Consider the following 16700-nt stretch of genomic DNA (forward strand, 5'->3'; position numbering starts at 1 on the left):
CGCGATGGGGCGCGCAGCGGCCCCGGCGATGCTGAAACCGTCTGCATTCGCAAAGATAGGTTGCAGATGTCACGGGCCTCTGGGGGCGCTGCGCGCCCCATCGCGGCCAGGTCCGCTCCTACAATGAGATCGGCTTGCGGCCTGCGAAGGAGTGCGCCAGCGTCCCGCCATCCACCAACTCCAGCTCCCCTCCCAACGGCACGCCGTGGGCAATTCGGGACACGATCAAACCCTTTTCCGCCAACAACTGGGCAATGTAATGCGCCGTTGCTTCGCCTTCCACGGTCGGGTTGGTCGCCAGAATCACTTCCGCAAAGCTGCCCTTGCCTTCCTCGATTCGCGCCAGCAACTGCGGAATGCCAATGGCCTCCGGCCCCAGGCCATCGAGCGGTGACAAGTGCCCCTTGAGCACAAAATAGCGCCCGCGAAAACCGGTCTGCTCGACCGCGTAGACATCCATCGGCCCTTCCACCACACACAACAGGGTGTCGTCGCGACGGGTGTCCGCGCATTGCGGGCACAACTCCTGCTCGGTCAGCGTGCGGCACTGGCGGCAATGCCCCACGCCCTCCATCGCCTGGCTCAGCGCCTGGGCCAGGCGCAGGCCGCCGCTGCGATCACGCTCGAGCAGCTGCAGGGCCATGCGCTGGGCCGTTTTCTGGCCAACACCTGGCAACGTGCGCAGGGCATCGATCAGTTGGCGAATCAGTGGACTGAAACTCATGGGCAATGGCCTGACATAACAACGAGACGCGGTTTATACCGACGCCAGAAAGCCCCGTCAAATAAGCCGGCGGCCATCATGACACCTTGACCACCAGCTTGCCGAAGTTGCGCCCTTCCAGCAGCCCGATAAAGGCGTCCGGTGCATGCTCGAGGCCTTCGACCACATCCTCGCGAAACTTGACCTTGCCATCGCGCACCCACGGCGCCATGGCCGCGTAGAACTCCTGATGGCGGTCACCGTAATCATCGAAGACGATAAAGCCCTGCATGCGCAGGCGCTTGGTCAGAATCGTGCGTTGCAGCAATGCCAGACGATCCGGGCCTTCCGGCAAGTGGGTGGCGTTGTACTGGGCAATCAGGCCGCAGACCGGTATCCGCGCCTTGGTGTTGAGCAGTGGCAGTACTGCGTCGAACACCTTGCCGCCGACGTTCTCGAAATAGATATCGATGCCGTTTTCACAGGCACTGGCCAAGTCTTCAGCCAAGCTCGGGCTCTTGTGATCGACGCAGGCATCAAAGCCCAGCTCGTCTTCCACATAGCGGCATTTTTCGTTACCACCGGCGATGCCCACGACTCGCAAGCCCAGCAACCGGCCCACCTGCCCGACCACCGAGCCCACGGCACCGGACGCCGCAGCCACCACCAGGGTTTCACCGGCCCTGGGCTGGCCAATATCCATCAGGCCCATGTAAGCGGTCATGCCCGGCATGCCGAGAACACCCAGGGCCAGGGATGGGCTGGGCAAGCCCGGCGGCAACGGCACCAGGCCGCTGCCATTGCTGACGCAGTGGGTCTGCCAACCGGTAGCACCGACCACCAGGTCGCCCACAGCGAATCTGGGATGACGCGACGCCGCGACCACGCTGACCGCGCCGCCCGTCATCACCTCATCGATCTGCACCGGTGCGGCGTAGGACGGTGCATCGCTCATGCGCCCGCGCATGTACGGGTCCAGCGACAGGTACAGAGTGCGCAGCAACACTTGCCCGTCTTCCAGGTCCGGCAAGACCTCGCGCTCAAGGCGGAAGTTTTCCGGGGTTGGCACTCCCTGCGGGCGTGAGGCCAGAACAATGCGTTGGTTAAGGGTCGGTTCCTGGGCCATCGGGCACTCCTTGAACACAATTGGAATTCAAACTCTACTCTCCTGACCCTCAACCGTCAGCGCCGTTCACTGCAATGCCCGCCGGGCGCAAACGAAAATGCCAGGCATAAGCCTGGCATTCGGGTATCGCCTGGATGCCGTCAGAACGGCATCTTGAAGCCCGGCGGCAGTTGCATGCCGGCGGTCATGCCACCCATTTTTTCCTGACTGTTGGCTTCGACCTTGCGCACGGCGTCATTGACGGCGGCGGCGATCAGGTCTTCGAGCACTTCCTTGTCTTCCTGCATCAGGCTGTCGTCCAGGCTGATGCGCTTGACGTCATGACGACCGGTCATGACCACGCTGACCAGGCCTGCGCCCGATTGGCCGGTCACTTCGGCATTGGCCAGTTCTTCCTGCATCTTGGCCATTTTTTCCTGCATTTGCTGAGCCTGCTTCATCAGGCCGGCCATGCCACCTTTCATCATGGGAATCACCTTTCTATCAATTTGCCAGTTTTCCACGGACACCAGTCGCGCACGTGGATTCGGTTATCAGTTATTCGCTTTGGCTGGCCAAAGCGTCGACAGGTTCAATAGTATCGTCACGAATGATTGCGCCGAACTGCTTCATCATCTGTTGGATGAACGGATCGGCGTGAATCGATTCTTCGGCCTCGCGCTGACGATCGGCACGCTTGCGCGACGCGGCCTGGGCCGGGGTTTCCTGCTCGGGCCGGATCAGCTCGATGCTCAGGGTCAGGGTACGGCCAAGGCACTGGTTCAGCGCCTCGTTCAGGCGCCGCTGCTGGGTGGCGTTGAACAGCGCGCTGTGCGCCGGGTCCAGGTGCAGCAGCCAGTGGTCGCCCTCGACCGCGATCAACGAACAGTTGGCCGCGATGCTGCCGGTCATGCCCGAAATCGGTAGCTTGGGAAACAGCTCAAGCCACTGCAAGGCCAGGCCGGTGGCCGGTTGCGAGGCCGGCTCCGGCGCTTGCTCGACCACTGGCTCGGCCACGGTTTCGCTGGCCAGCTCATCCAGATAGCCATAGTTCGCCGAATCGATATCGACGTCGTAGTAATCATCGTCCAGCGGCGGCTCGTCGTCGCGCTCCATGCCGGCCGGACTGTAGCTGGCTTCATCCGCCGGCGCGCTGACGGGCTGTTGCGGTGCGTCGGGCACGGGGCTCGCCGGCGTTGGCATCGCAATGGGCGCAGGTTCGGGCTGCTCGGCGACCACCTCCAGAATCGGTGCAGGCGCAGGTTGCGGCACAGGCACGGGTTCGGCAACCGGCGTTGGCGCAGCAGGCTCGTTCCACGGCAAGTCCACCGCTTCGACAGCAGGAGCAGCCACGACGGGCGCGGGCGCGACCACGGGAGTGACGGATGGCGCAGGGGCGGCTACCGGCAATGGCGCGGCAACCGGAGCAACCGCTGCCACTGTGCGAGTGGAATCAACTGTGGCCTGATTGATCCCCGGCGTCTTTAGCAGCTGCCTCGGTGCATCGGCGCTGTCCGCCGGGCGGAAGGCCAGCATCCGCAGCAGGACCATTTCAAAACCGCCGCGCAGATCGGGCGCCAACGGCAGGTCACGCCGGCCTATCAGGCCCATCTGGTAATAGAACTGCACATCTTCGGCGGGCAGCGAACCGGCCAGCGCCAATACGCGGTCACGATCACCCTGGCCGTTATCGACGGCTTCAGGCAAGGCCTGGGCAATGGCCACGCGGTGCAGCACATTGAGCATTTCTGCCAGCACGCCGTTCCAGTCCGGCCCTTGTTCGGCCAGCTGGCGCACAGCCTCAAGCAAGGCCCGGGCGTCGCCTTCGAGCAACGCCTGCAGCACACCGTACACCTGGCCATGATCCAGGCTACCGAGCATTGCCCGCACATCAGCGGCCAACACCTTGCCTTCACCGAAGGCAATGGCCTGGTCGGTCAGGCTCATCGCGTCGCGCATCGAGCCATCGGCAGCGCGCCCGAGCAGCCACAAGGCATCGTCTTCGAACGGCACGTTTTCGGCACCGAGCACATGGCTCAGGTGTTCGACCACGCGCTCAGGGGTCATGTTCTTCAGGGAGAACTGCAGGCAGCGCGACAGAATGGTGGCCGGCAGCTTCTGTGGGTCGGTGGTCGCGAGAATGAATTTAACGTAGGGCGGCGGCTCTTCCAGCGTCTTGAGCAAAGCGTTGAAGGAGTGACTGGAGAGCATGTGCACTTCGTCGATCAGGTAGACCTTGAAGCGCCCACGACTCGGGGCGTACTGCACGTTATCGAGCAGTTCGCGGGTGTCTTCGACCTTGGTCCGGCTCGCGGCGTCGATCTCGATCAGGTCGACAAAGCGGCCTTCGTCGATTTCCCGGCAGACCGAGCAAGTACCGCAAGGCGTAGAAGTGATCCCGGTTTCACAGTTCACGCACTTGGCGATGATCCGCGCGATGGTGGTTTTACCGACGCCGCGGGTCCCGGTGAACAGGTAGGCGTGGTGCAGCCGCTGGTTGTCCAGCGCATTGATCAAGGCCTTGAGCACATGGGTCTGGCCGACCATTTCGCGGAACGAGCGCGGACGCCATTTACGTGCAAGAACCTGATAACTCATCGAAAACCGTCGGATAGATAAACCAAAGACCGCTAATCGTAGCGGAGCAACGGCAAAATTGCATCCGCTGCGCTCGCTGGGCACGGTAATTTGCGAATGATCATGGCAGGATGTGACGCAGCAGACGTAACGGCGCCAAGGGCTGAACAAGGAGGATTATAAGGGGGGGGAAACGTCGCCAGGACGGCGAGCGTTGAATGCGCTTTAATGGAGGCAACCCCACCAGCCACACCCCGGCACACAATGTCACCGCTGCGGCTGCTCCCTTCCAGGCCTGACCGGGTTCACGGTTAATCGTTGCGGGGGGACCGATGGGGTCACCATAACGCAGCTTATCTAGCGACAAGCCGCGCCATTGTACCGAGACTTCGCTAAGTTACAACCTCTGTCCGTTGAAAAAACCAACGTTTCTCAAGGACTTGTGAATCCTAGGCATTTTCGGCAGGTTCAGGGCGTTCCAGCTCCGCTAGCGTCAATCGTTGCTTGAGCGCCTGTTTCTGGCGCTGATAGGTTTGATGCAGGCGGTTGTAACTGTCCACATAGGCTTGCTCCTCCATCTGCGGCTTGCGTGCTTCGAGCGCATCTTCGTCGGCCTCGAAAGATTCGCGCAACCGGGTAAATGACTCCGCCCGATTAGCTTGCAGCCACTTGCTCCAGTACCCTTGAGAGGCGATGAATTGCGCCAGCGGGGCAGGCTGTTCCACCGCCAGCACACGGCTTTCGGCGGCTCTCAATTGTGCCTGGGTGACGCCGGACACGCTTCGGTAAAGCATGCTGCGCGGCTGCCCTGGCAGTTCGAGTCGCTCGCCCAGCCCCACCCGATACGCCAGCACCACCTCGATCTCATCAACCGGCTGCCCGGCCACAACCGGGCGCGCACTCACGTCTTCGCGGGCAATGATGTCCAACTGTTCCAGGCGGAACAACCCCCGCCCCAGGTGCAGCAGCTCATTGCGGACTTCGCTGGCATCACCCGATGCATTGGCTTTGAAGACCTTGAGCTGCAGTTCAAGGTAGCTGAAGTTCAACGAGACACTGTCCCCGCAGCTGCGCGGGTTGGCGGCAAGGTCGAAGAGTTCGGTGCGTAGCTGGCTATTGGCGTGCGCAGCATCGACAACCTCCCACATCCGCTCGGTCAATCCCCGGCGATCGGTGTCATAGTCGGCGGTGATGCTCAGGGCATCCAGCAGCTGGAAGAACGCATCGCTACCCGGCTCCGCGCGCAAGGCAAACCAATGCGCCTCACGCGCCTGGGCCAGTTCGCTGTCATCGCCCATGAGCCACAAAACGGCCGGATCGCCTGTGGCAGCCTCACGCAATGGCAACTGCCCCAGATTGATGCCGGTACGTTCACGATAGTCATCGACCTGCCCAAGGGTGTCTTCGCTCAAAGGGTTGCCATCGAGCATCAACGCGCGCGCCAGTTGCCTGTTCTGGCTGTAGGCCTCAGCGGATAGCTGCTCGATCCGGTTATCCCGCAGGTCCACCAACTCTACGTGCTCAAGACCGGACAAACCTGTAGGGACTTCTGTCACGCCAGTATTGCGCAGACTCAACATGCGCACTCCAGGCAGCGTGACCAGGTTCGGCAGCCTGCCAATCGGATTACCTTCCAGCGAGAGCTCTTCGAGCCGCCTCAAGCCGCTTAGGGCCTGAACCGCCGCTTCATTCAGAACAATGCCATTACCCTGCAGGTCGAGCGCTTCGAGCCGCACCATATCGCCGATGGCAGCAGGCAGCTGTGTCAGGCTGTTATCCCGCAGATCGAGCACTTGCAGTTTGCTGAAGGGGTCGAGAAAGCCGTTGGGGATATCGCTCAGTTGGGCATCGGCCAGTGACAAATGGCGGATATGGGAAAAATCCACTTCCAGGGGAAAAACCGGCGCATGACTCAAATCTGCGCCTTGCAGGTCCAGCCGGTATCCCTGGAATTCGCCCGCCTGATTGAAGTACCGGCCGCTCTGCCGTCGCCATCCGGCGATCAAGCGCTGGGCAACGTCGCGTCGCCGTGCCTTCACGTCGGCGGGCTGATTGTTCGCTCGCTCCTGCCATTCCTCGAGGCTGTCACGCAACGCCTGGAGCTCAATCTGTTTCTGCTCGAAAAACGGCTGAAGCGCGATACCGACATCGCTCAAGCCATCCAGGTAGCGCCCGATTTCGCGGGTGCTCATGCCCGGAAACAGAGCCTTGCATTGCTCCACCATAAAGGGCGTGTGACGCCCCACTGCGCCACGCCCGCTCAAGGGATAGCCCACGCGGTTGTCGCTCAGACGCGAAGGCCGTTGAAACCAGGCCTGTGCGGGGGCCTGTCCGGCCAGACCGGCCGCACGAGGGCGATCGGCGAAAGCGAGCGATGCCAAATCTGTGCGCAGCCTGGCAGCACTGCCTGGCTGATCCAGACCGTCGGCGGGCAGCAGGTGTGTCAGGGCGTCGAACAGGTCTTGATGCAATGAGGGCGCCTGCCCTGTGGCCGGGCGGACCTGATACCCCTGCGGTGTGCGTATCAGCGTTCCCACCGCAGTGGTATCGCGCGCTCCGGCGACCGCGAGCAGCTCGCCACCCACGCTCTGATCACGTAACTGCAGCGCAAACTCCGTTCGCCGTAGTGGCAGATGATCCAAAAGCCCGACCACCAGCTTGTCGAAGCGGGCGGTGCGGCGCCCAGGCAAATAAAAGCCTTCAAGTGAAGTCATCAAGTGATAGTCACGCAGTTTCCAGCGCGCCTGCTCGGCAAGCGCCAATGGCACCCTGCCGCCCTGCTCCAGACGTAGCGCCGAAGTGTCGCGGCACTGCGCCAACAACTCATCGACCAACGCACCGGGCAATCCTGGAAAGTCTCGTTGAATCACCTGGCCTGCGACCGACATCGGCGATTGTTTCGACCCCAGGCAATGCTCGAACAAACTGACCCGTTGATTTTCAGCGCAGGAGGCCAACGCGTCCGCAAGCGTCGGATGAGTGCCTTTCAACAAGGTCAGCTGCCGCACATCCAGTGCCTGTTCGAGCGCCTGAAGCAGAGTCACGTCGGCAGCACGCTGCTTGATCTTCAATAGCGCATCCGTCGTCTCTGGCCAACCGGCCATCCGCGGCAGTAAAAAGAGTGCCGATTGCTCATCAGTGATAACGCCGGCGTCACGCAGCCGAGTGATAAACCCATCGATGGCAGCGTCCTGAAGAAAATCGTCAATGGCCACACGCAGGCTTGCCGGTGCAGCCAGCGAGTCGACGTGCACTCGGCACAATTGCTCATCACTGACGCCGGTGACTGCCAGGATCTGATCGATCTGTTGGTCATCCAGGCCACTGGCCGCCCGCCCCAGGCGTCGCATTAGATATCGAGGCTGCTCCCACTCCCAGGGATTCTCCTGCTGAATTCGCCAGGCGCCTTCAGCATTGCCTTCAAGGACGGGTGACCAGGCCCCTGCACGCGTCGGATGCTCGATCCGCCACTTGCCCAGGGTTCGATCATGGAAAACCCGGTATGGCTGCTTGTCGATCACGACATAGTCGTGCCCATCGACAGGTATACGGCCCTCTACCTGAGGCTCTGAGCCAGCCAGCTCAAGGTCACGGCGATAGGGCGCCAGATCTGGATTCCACAAGCGTTTTTGCCCGGAAAACAACTGGATGGGCCGCAGCCGTTCAAAGAGTGCCGACGTTTTGACCCAGTTGATGACCTGATGGGCGATCAACCCTGTACCCACCGCGATACCCAGGTTCTGGTCCACATTGAGGAGAATCTCCTTTGCCTCGTCGGTGCGCCCTTCAGTCCAGTCCTCTACCCCTTCGTAGACATCAGAAGCCAATTGCCCCGCCATCGCGCCCAGCAGCAATTGGTTCAATAGAGGCACAAACAACCCCGCCAGATTCAACAACACGACACCGACTGCTTCGAGCTCTGCCCACAGACGATCGCGTGCAGCGCTGTCCACATCGGCGGTGGCCACCGCCAGTATCTGACAATCCCCAATCAGTTGGTCCCAGCGCCCTGTAACCATCGACTCGAACAGGTTACCCACCAGCACACGGGTCGTTAAATGGCCGCGCTCAAGTGGGTGAGCCAATTTGTGTCTTAATGCGGCCTGCGCGGCCAGCGGCGCATGCCGCACCAGCAATTCGCGGAACCGCTCGACCTTCAGGCGTCCGTTCAAGCCATCGAGCATTGCCGCGTGATCGTCGTACTCCTGCAGTTCGGCAATGGGGTCACCCGGGACATACAACACTTGCTTGCCACCGGGGACCCGAAATGGCGACAACATCTGGCTTTGCTTGAACAACGCGAGCCCGGTCAGGGCCTGACCGAACAGGGAAAGCTCGGTACAGATGACTGCTTCCCCTTCATAGAGAGCGACTTCATCGCCATCACACACTTGCAACAACATCTGGTAGGCCGACCAACCCACTTGTTTTTTCAGATAACCCGCATGCGCCGCAACCCGCAATGCACAGCGCCGGGCAGCCGTCAGTCGACTGAATACCTGAACAGCCGCGGGCTTGCTGGCTGGCGTGAAAATCGACTTGAGGTGCTCCTGATAACGGCGCCCTATATCCAGATCTCGGCACATCAAGGCAAAGGCTTCAGGGGCCAGCTTCAACTTTTCCCCCTCGATGAAGAGCCCCGAACCATAGGCATAGCGCTCTGCATTCGTCTCTTCGAGTTCAAAGTTCTGCAGCGCGCCCTGCAGCAGACTGCAACGAGCCGCCAGCGTCACGTTCCAAGTCCTGTGCCCGGCAAAAACAGGCTGGTAATCGTAAACATTCCTGATGTATTCACAGGCCCGCAGATCCAGGCCCGTGAGCCCCCACTCCACCTCCAGTCGCTGGGAAAGCAGTTCGCTGGCGAACGCTTCAAGCGACTGCAGAGGCGCCAGAATACGAGCGACCTCTCGATTGGCGATGTGCAATGCCCTGAGCGCAAACACATAGCTTTGACGAGCAGACACCCGTGCCGGTTCGTCCCCTGCCAGCCAAGCCGGCAAGGATTGGGTCAGAATGTTGAGGTTTTCGTGCAAACGGGTGTGTTCAGATGTGGACTTCATTTCAAAGACTCGACAGTGAAAGCTCGAGCCTAGGAAGAACAGCCTCTATGTCGGGACTACATAGTTAACCCATACTCTGGTGATTGAGCACCCTGCACCACCAGATGAATGAAATGCAGCTTGGCAATGACCGGGGCCGATAGCACAAAGGGGTAAAAATCCACTTGCCCCATGCTGCGAGAGAGCTCATTGAGCATGCCGGACAACTCGATCCAGGCGTTGATGAAGCCAAGAAACTCAAGCGCCCCGACCGCCTGGGGGTTGTAGAGGCTTTGCAGGCTGTACGGTGGATAATCGAGCTCCAGTGAGCGGGCGTTCATGCCGAACCCCAACGCGGTGTCCACCGCATCCATCATGTGCAGGTAATGCGCCCAGGTCTCGGCCCAGTCTTCCCACGGGTGCATGGTGGCGTAGGCGCTGATATGGCCGGCGGCCCAGTCGCCAGGCGGCCCTTGCTCGTAGTGACGCTGCAAGGCATCGGCATAGCTGTCCCGCTCATCCCCGAATACCTGCCGGAACGGCTCCAGCCAGTGGCTTTGCGCGACCAGCAGGTCCCAGTAGTAATGCCCTGCTTCATGGCGAAAATGGCCGAGCAAGGTTCGATACGGCTCACGCAGTTGCACCCGCATCTGCTCGCGAAAGGCGTCATCGGCTTCCTTGATGTCCAGGGTAATCAGGCCGTTGGCGTGGCCGGTGGTAGGCGCCTGCCCTTCGAGGTCAATGCCAATGAAGTCAAACGCCAGGCCCGATTCGGCGCCCTCCTTGCGCGGCACAACGGGCAGACCGGCATTGATCAACTGCGCAACCATTCGCCGCTTGGCTGTCTCGACCTTGCGCCAGCGCTCGTGGTTCTCCGGGATCGACAGGTCGGGAATGGTCCGGTTCAGGCAGCAGGCCTGGCAAAACGCCCCAGGGCTGTGCGCCGGCAGCAGCCAATTGCAGGCGGCCTGCGTGTCGAGGTTGGCGCAGCGTCGAAACAGCCCGGCATCGGGCTCGGCGACCAGCTGCCAGGTGTCTGCCTGCGCCCCCGCTTGCAGACTGCCCAGCAGGTTCAGTTCGGGCCAGTACCCCAGCGCCGACGAACAGGCCAGGCACTGGCTGTTGCGAAAGAAGATCGATTGCCCGCACTGGCATTCCCAGACCTTGCCATTGTGCTCCGGCTGGCGGATGAACGGGGTGTTGATCCGCGAACTGAGCTGGTTGAAATAGCGTGACATGGGGATCTCCCTTGAGTGCCTGCCAAGACTGGATCATGCCCCGGATGACAAGGTTCCGTGACCTCAATCCTGGCCGGTAGAGCCGATCTTGTGAATCGACAGGTCAGCGCCGTAATACTCCTGCTCCTGGCTCAAGCGAATGCCGGTCAGGGTCTTGAGCAGTGCATACACGGCAAAGCCGCCCAGCAAGGCGACGATAATCCCCGCCAGGCTGCCAATCAGCTGGCTGGCCAGGCTCACGCCACCCAGGCCGCCCAGTGCTGTCTGGCCGAAGATACCGCAAGCGATCCCGCCCCATAGCCCGCAGACACCGTGCAGCGGCCAGACACCCAACACATCATCGATCTTCCAGCGGTTTTGTGCGGCGGTGAAGCACCAGACAAACAGCGCCCCGGCGATTGCGCCGGTCACCAGCGCGCCGACCGGATGCATCAAGTCAGAGCCGGCGCAAATAGCCACCAGCCCCGCCAAGGGGCCATTGTGCAGAAAGCCCGGGTCATTGCGCCCTACCAGCAGGGCTGCCACGGTGCCGCCGACCATGGCCATCAAGGAGTTGACCGCGACCAGCCCACTGACATTCCCAAGGGACTGTGCGCTCATGACGTTAAAGCCGAACCAGCCAACGATCAGAATCCATGAGCCCAAGGCCAGGAACGGAATGTTGGAAGGCGCAAAGGCCACCAGGCGCCCTTCCCGGTAGCGCCCGTTACGAGGACCGAGCAGCAGCACCGCCGCCAGCGCCAGCCAACCGCCCATGGCATGCACCACCACGGACCCGGCAAAATCATGGAAGCCGGCACCGAATCGAGCCTGCAACCAGGCCTGGAAACCGAAGTTGCCGTTCCAGATCAGCCCTTCGAAAAACGGGTAGATGAAGGCCACGATCAACACCGTCGCACACAGCTGCGGCGCAAACCGCGCGCGCTCGGCAATGCCTCCAGAGATAATCGCCGGAATCGCTGCGGCAAAGGTCAGCAGGAAAAAGAACTTCACCAGCGCGTAGCCATGGTCGGCACTGATGACTGACGCTGGCTGAAGGAAACTCACCCCATAGGCGACCCAGTAGCCTATAAAGAAATAGGCCAGCGTCGAGAGTGCGAAATCGCTGAGAATCTTGCACAAGGCATTAACCTGGTTCTTGTGCCGCACGGTGCCGACTTCCAGGAAGGCAAACCCTGCGTGCATGGCCAGAACCATGACCGCACCAGTCAGAAGAAACAGCGTATTGGAGCTGTGGACCAGAGTGTCCACTGCGCTTTGCAAATTATCCATGGAGTGAGCAGGCCTGAAATAACGGAAAAGCACCAAAGCAGGTCGACGCCCGAATAACCGCACCGAATTGGCTCGCATGGCAAATTTTTCCCTGATGCCTGTGAACCGATTTGGTGCCGCGCAACGATCGACGCTTGAGATTTTCCTCGGGATTGATTCGTTTCGGTTAAGGTTCATGCGCTCCGGGACGTTCCTCTGCCCGAATTCAGCGCGCCTTACCGGTTTTCACGCACCAGCTCGAAGCAAAAGCTGTACCAGTCACCTTTTTCAACGGGCCTGGCGACGAACTGAACCTTCTTCGACGCCCGCGACTCGAAACAAACACCCGCCACCCTTACGGAGAGACCCATGGCCAGCAAAACAGCAAAGACTGCTCAAGACGTCCTGATGGCAGATTTCCAGACCCTGGTCGCTGACACCGAGAAACTGCTGGAACATACCGCCACGCTGGCCGGTGATCAGGCAGACGAACTGCGCGCACAGATCCATGACAGCCTGCTGCGGGCCCGCGAAACCCTGAAGCTGACCGAAGCCTCCCTGCGCCAGCGCGGGGAAGCGGCTGTTACCGCCACCGAAGACTATGTGCGCGACAACCCCTGGCAGTCGGTCGGTATCGCCGCCGGCGTGGGTTTTGTACTGGGCCTGCTGGCCACACGGCGCTGAGATGACCATGGGTACAGAAACCGATCCGCTGGGCACCAGCTCTTCGACGCGGCGCCTGGGCGCCGCCTTCCTTGGCCTGCTGCACAGCCACGTTGAGCTGTTCGGTATCGAACTGCAGGAGCAGAAGGCCCGCACCTTGAGCCTGCTGCTGTTTGCAGGGTTGGCACTGGTGTTTGCCCTGTTGCTGCTGATCGGGTTGTCGGCCTTGTTGCTGATCCTGGTCTGGGACAGCTATCGCCTTGCCGGGATCATCGGGCTGTGCAGCTTCTATACATTGGCAGCGGTGTTCTGTGGCGTACGCCTGAAAGCCGCGATCTTCGATGAGTCATCACCTTTCGAAGCCACGCTGCACGAACTGGCCAATGACCGGGAGCGCCTGTTGCCATGAGCCTGCCTGAAATCCCGAAAACCCAAAACCGGCGTGAACTGCGCAAGGCGCTGATTCGCCTGCGCATGGAAATGCATCGCCAGGAAATCCGCCATGAATCCCGGCAAATCGTGAACCCCTTGCAGCGGGTACAAAACATGACCCGACAGTTTCAGGGCAGCCTTGATTTCAAGCACGCCCCTTTGTGGGGCTTGGGCGCCGTGGTATTGCTGGGCTTTCTGACCGGCCGGGGTGCGCGTGGCGGTAGTGCCAGTGGTGGTGGCATTACCCGGATGATCAAACTGGGCACCAGCTTGATTCCGCTGATCAAACTGGTCATGCAGGGAACACCGCCCAAGCACTGACAGACCGGCAATCATTCATCGCCGGCCCGGAAACTGTAGGAGCCGGGCTTGCCCCAATGCCGGTCAGTTAAGGCGAGATCCATGTGGGAGCGGATTTACCGGATCGCCGGACCGCCGCGAATGAAGGCACCGCGCAATGTCAGAAAAACCGCGGTGTCTGGATTCGCGGATAAATCCGCTCCCACAGGTGTTGCGTCGTTCGATTGCTTAACTGACCGGCATTGGGACTTGCCCGCGCGCCCTCAGTCTGCCAATCAGCCGCCATACCCTTGCACAGGCGGCGCCAAGGCGGGAAGCTAGCGGCTGGCCCACGTCATGGAGAACCGCCTTGGATTGGCACACCCTGCTCACCCGCGAACGCCTCGGCAAATCCCTGCACAGCCCTGAAGAACTGGGGCGCAGCCCATTTCACAAAGACCATGACCGGATCATTTTCTCCGGCGCTTTCCGTCGCCTGGGGCGCAAGACTCAGGTGCACCCGGTATCGAGCAACGATCACATTCATACCCGCCTGACCCATTCGCTGGAAGTCAGCTGCGTCGGCCGCTCGCTCGGTATGCGCGTGGGTGAAACGCTGCGTGACAGCCTGCCGCAATGGTGCGAGCCAAGCGATCTGGGCATGGTGGTGCAGTCTGCGTGCCTTGCCCACGACATCGGCAACCCGCCCTTCGGCCACTCCGGTGAGGATGCCATTCGCCATTGGTTCCAGCAGGCGGCAGGCCGTGGCTGGCTGGACGCCATGAGCGACGCCGAGCGCCTGGACTTTCTCAATTTCGAAGGCAATGCCCAGGGCTTTCGGGTCCTGACCCAGCTCGAATATCATCAGTTCGACGGCGGCACCCGGCTCACCTACGCCACCCTGGGCACTTACCTGAAATACCCCTGGACTGCCCGGCACGCCGACTCGCTGGGCTACAAGAAACACAAGTTCGGCTGCTACCAGAGCGAGCTGCCCTTGCTGGAGCAGATCGCCAGCAAACTGCAGCTGCCACAACTTGAAGATCAGCGCTGGGCACGGCATCCGCTGGTGTACTTGATGGAGGCCGCCGATGACATCTGCTATGCCTTGATCGACCTCGAAGATGGCCTGGAAATGGGTTTGCTCGACTACCCCGAAGTCGAAGCGCTGCTGCTGGGCCTGGTGGGCGACGACCTGCCGGAAACCTATCGCCAACTCGGCCCCAGCGACTCGCGGCGGCGCAAGCTGGCGATTCTGCGTGGCAAGGCGATCGAACACTTGACCAATGCAGCCGCACGAGCCTTTGTCGAACAGCAACAGGCGCTGCTCCAGGGCACCCTGGCGGGCGACTTGGTGGAACATATGCATGGCCCGGCCAAACGCTGCGTACTCAGCGCCAAGGACATGGCGCGCAAGAAGATCTTTCAGGACAAACGCAAGACGCTGCATGAGATCGGCGCCTACACCACACTGGAAATCCTGCTGAACGCTTTTTGCGGTGCCGCGCTGGAACAACATGGCGGGCGCACGCTGTCGTTCAAGAACCAGCGCATCCTCGACCTGCTCGGCAATAACGCTCCGGCCCCCTCCTGGCCGCTGCATGCCGCCTTTTTGCGGATGATTGATTTCATCGCCGGCATGACCGACAGCTACGCCACCGAAATGGCCCGGGAAATGACCGGGCGTTCAAGCCCGCAATAGCTGAAATTCAAGCGCTTGCCGACACTTCGACGAGCGCGAGGATTTCTAATGTAGGAAATCTCCCGCACCTTGCTGCCAGGATTAAACAACCGCCTGCTTTCGCAATAAAGAGTTGTCAATCCACGATTGACAGCGCCCTCCCTTATCCTTTTTCGGTAATCCTAACCTTCGTTTTCCGTAGGAACTTTCCTATATAGCCCAGAACGGTCCCGCATCCCATGTCCACATCAAACTTCTGGGCTAAGGTGCGCCTTTTCTTGACAGCTGTACGGGAATTTAAAATGAACTCTGTCTTTATAGTCGACGATCATCCGGTCATTCGCTTGGCGGTTCGCATACTGCTGGAAAATGAGGGGTATCGAGTGGTCGGCGAATCCGACAACGGCGTCGATGCCATGCAAATGGTCCGCGAATGCATGCCGGACCTGGTGATCCTCGACATCAGTATCCCCAAGCTCGATGGGCTGGAAGTCCTCGCGCGTTTTCATTCGATGAATGTGCCCTTGAAAATACTGGTGCTGACTGCGCAAACGCCGACGCTGTTCGCCATTCGCTGCATGCAGTCGGGGGCCTCCGGCTATGTCTGCAAACAGGAAGACCTGACCGAACTTCTGAGCGCCATTCGCGCGGTAATGTCCGGATACAACTACTTCCCCAGCCAGGCCCTGAACACGGTTCGCCAGGAGGCCGACCCCAACGACGAAACCGAACTGTTCAGAACGGTCAACGACCGTGAGTTGATGGTCTTACAGTTATTCGCCCAAGGCCGCACCAATAAAGAAATCGCCAGGGGCATGTTTCTGAGCAACAAGACAGTCAGCACTTATAAGCAACATTTTCGCATGTTCACAAAAGGCGCCACACATTTTTGCGGGGCTTTGAAGCGGCACGGTATAGGACTGCGCTGGAGAATCGCGTAAGTCGGTGTGTGGTGAGACTGATAGCGGACTGAGCCGCTAGCCGTGGTTACTCGAATTTCTTACCAGTGATGATGAGGGCTGATGGCCCTTGCTGCTTTAAGAACGTCTCTCCTTCCTCAGTTGATAAGCATCGTGTCTTCAGCTCCAAGCTGGCTTTATCGTCGCCTTGTGATTTCGCTTCCTCAAGAAAATCACGAGTCATCTGCTCATCAAGCCGCTTTGCTGCTGAATAACAAGTGACCAAGCCATAGTATTGGGTATCAATCATCTTCTCTGCCTCGCAATACGAGGGATGTCCTTGTACTACAGCACACGTGATGAATGCCAAGTGATAAAACGCCATAAACACACCTCTCCTTTGGTAATGGCCTAACGATACCATCTTGGAACGATTCTACCCCATACAAGCCTTACCCAGCACTGTTAGCCAAGCTCTATTGAAACTCTGTCAGTTGATTTGTAAAAAGAATTTGACTAGTTATTGAAAGTATGGGTTGACTGATTCCAATCCGACTGTTATAATTATCTTACAGAGACAGATAAATCTTTCTCTAATCCTTCTACTCTTGCTGACTCTCCTTCTAGTCAGCATCTGGCGTTATGACAGGCGCCACATTCTAAACAATCGTTGGTTGCGTGTTGCTTAGGTCAGAGCTGCTATCTCATCTTGAATAGTAATTCCAGCCTTCTCAGCAGGTTGCTCAAAAGCTGAGACATTTCTAGTTTCCGTGTGTTCCAACGCGGGATTCCTTCGCAAAGGCTTCAGGATGCCTTTCCAACAGTTCTATCAA

The 16700-nt window shown here is 59.9% G+C and carries 13 protein-coding genes and 1 other RNA gene; 5 read left to right on the forward strand and 9 right to left on the reverse strand.

Translation table 11 applies throughout. The annotated features are described in order from the left end of the window. Positions 1 to 118: 118 nt before the first annotated feature. The 8 genes from recR to GUY40_RS18170 all read right to left on the reverse strand — a co-directional run bounded on the left by recR (position 119) and on the right by GUY40_RS18170 (position 11934). Positions 119 to 724 carry a recombination mediator RecR gene (recR, locus tag GUY40_RS18135; protein ID WP_166570283.1) on the reverse strand — a complete coding sequence of 202 codons (606 nt, stop codon included), beginning with the start codon at positions 722 to 724 and terminating at the stop codon, positions 119 to 121. A 76-nt stretch (positions 725 to 800) separates the two neighbouring features. Continuing rightward, positions 801 to 1829 carry an NADP-dependent oxidoreductase gene (locus tag GUY40_RS18140; RefSeq protein ID WP_166570284.1) on the reverse strand — a complete coding sequence of 343 codons (1029 nt, stop codon included), beginning with the start codon at positions 1827 to 1829 and terminating at the stop codon, positions 801 to 803. Between the two features lie 140 nt (positions 1830 to 1969). After that, a complete protein-coding gene (locus GUY40_RS18145) occupies positions 1970 to 2296 on the reverse strand; it encodes a YbaB/EbfC family nucleoid-associated protein (RefSeq protein WP_010226011.1) in 327 nt (108 codons plus the stop codon). A gap of 70 nt (positions 2297 to 2366) precedes the next feature. Beyond that, positions 2367 to 4406 carry a DNA polymerase III subunit gamma/tau gene (dnaX, locus tag GUY40_RS18150; protein WP_166570285.1) on the reverse strand — a complete coding sequence of 680 codons (2040 nt, stop codon included), beginning with the start codon at positions 4404 to 4406 and terminating at the stop codon, positions 2367 to 2369. A gap of 217 nt (positions 4407 to 4623) precedes the next feature. Continuing rightward, positions 4624 to 4720: signal recognition particle sRNA small type (ffs, locus tag GUY40_RS18155), an RNA gene on the reverse strand. A 114-nt stretch (positions 4721 to 4834) separates the two neighbouring features. Continuing rightward, positions 4835 to 9445: an NEL-type E3 ubiquitin ligase domain-containing protein gene (locus GUY40_RS18160; RefSeq protein WP_166570286.1), complete on the reverse strand. Its 4611-nt coding sequence runs from the start codon at positions 9443 to 9445 to the stop codon at positions 4835 to 4837. 56 nt (positions 9446 to 9501) lie between these two features. After that, entirely contained in the window at positions 9502 to 10662 is a 1161-nt protein-coding gene (locus GUY40_RS18165; RefSeq protein ID WP_166570287.1) for a putative zinc-binding metallopeptidase, read from the reverse strand. A gap of 63 nt (positions 10663 to 10725) precedes the next feature. Further along, entirely contained in the window at positions 10726 to 11934 is a 1209-nt protein-coding gene (locus GUY40_RS18170) for an ammonium transporter (protein ID WP_218585460.1), read from the reverse strand. A 348-nt stretch (positions 11935 to 12282) separates the two neighbouring features. Here GUY40_RS18170 and GUY40_RS18175 point away from each other — a divergent pair, with 348 nt between their 5' ends. From GUY40_RS18175 to GUY40_RS18195, 5 genes are all read left to right on the forward strand, one after another. Further along, entirely contained in the window at positions 12283 to 12597 is a 315-nt protein-coding gene (locus GUY40_RS18175) for a YqjD family protein (protein ID WP_166570289.1), read from the forward strand. 1 nt (position 12598) lies between these two features. Next, positions 12599 to 12985: a phage holin family protein gene (locus GUY40_RS18180; RefSeq protein ID WP_166570290.1), complete on the forward strand. Its 387-nt coding sequence runs from the start codon at positions 12599 to 12601 to the stop codon at positions 12983 to 12985. Then, positions 12982 to 13329, forward strand: coding sequence for a hypothetical protein (locus GUY40_RS18185; RefSeq protein ID WP_166570291.1), 348 nt, complete (start codon positions 12982 to 12984; stop codon positions 13327 to 13329). Before GUY40_RS18180 ends, GUY40_RS18185 begins: the two co-directional genes overlap by 4 nt. Before the next feature lie 328 nt (positions 13330 to 13657). Then, on the forward strand, positions 13658 to 14989 hold the full coding sequence (locus GUY40_RS18190; protein WP_166570292.1) for a deoxyguanosinetriphosphate triphosphohydrolase: 1332 nt from the start codon (positions 13658 to 13660) through the stop codon (positions 14987 to 14989). Between the two features lie 281 nt (positions 14990 to 15270). Continuing rightward, complete coding sequence (locus tag GUY40_RS18195) at positions 15271 to 15909, forward strand: response regulator transcription factor (protein ID WP_166570337.1); 639 nt, start codon at positions 15271 to 15273, stop codon at positions 15907 to 15909. Between the two features lie 46 nt (positions 15910 to 15955). Here GUY40_RS18195 and GUY40_RS18200 read toward each other — a convergent pair whose 3' ends face one another. Beyond that, complete coding sequence (locus GUY40_RS18200; RefSeq protein WP_166570293.1) at positions 15956 to 16177, reverse strand: hypothetical protein; 222 nt, start codon at positions 16175 to 16177, stop codon at positions 15956 to 15958. Between the last annotated feature and the right edge of the window lie 523 nt (positions 16178 to 16700).

The organism is Pseudomonas sp. R5(2019) (genome assembly GCF_009905435.1).
Lineage (GTDB): Bacteria > Pseudomonadota > Gammaproteobacteria > Pseudomonadales > Pseudomonadaceae > Aquipseudomonas.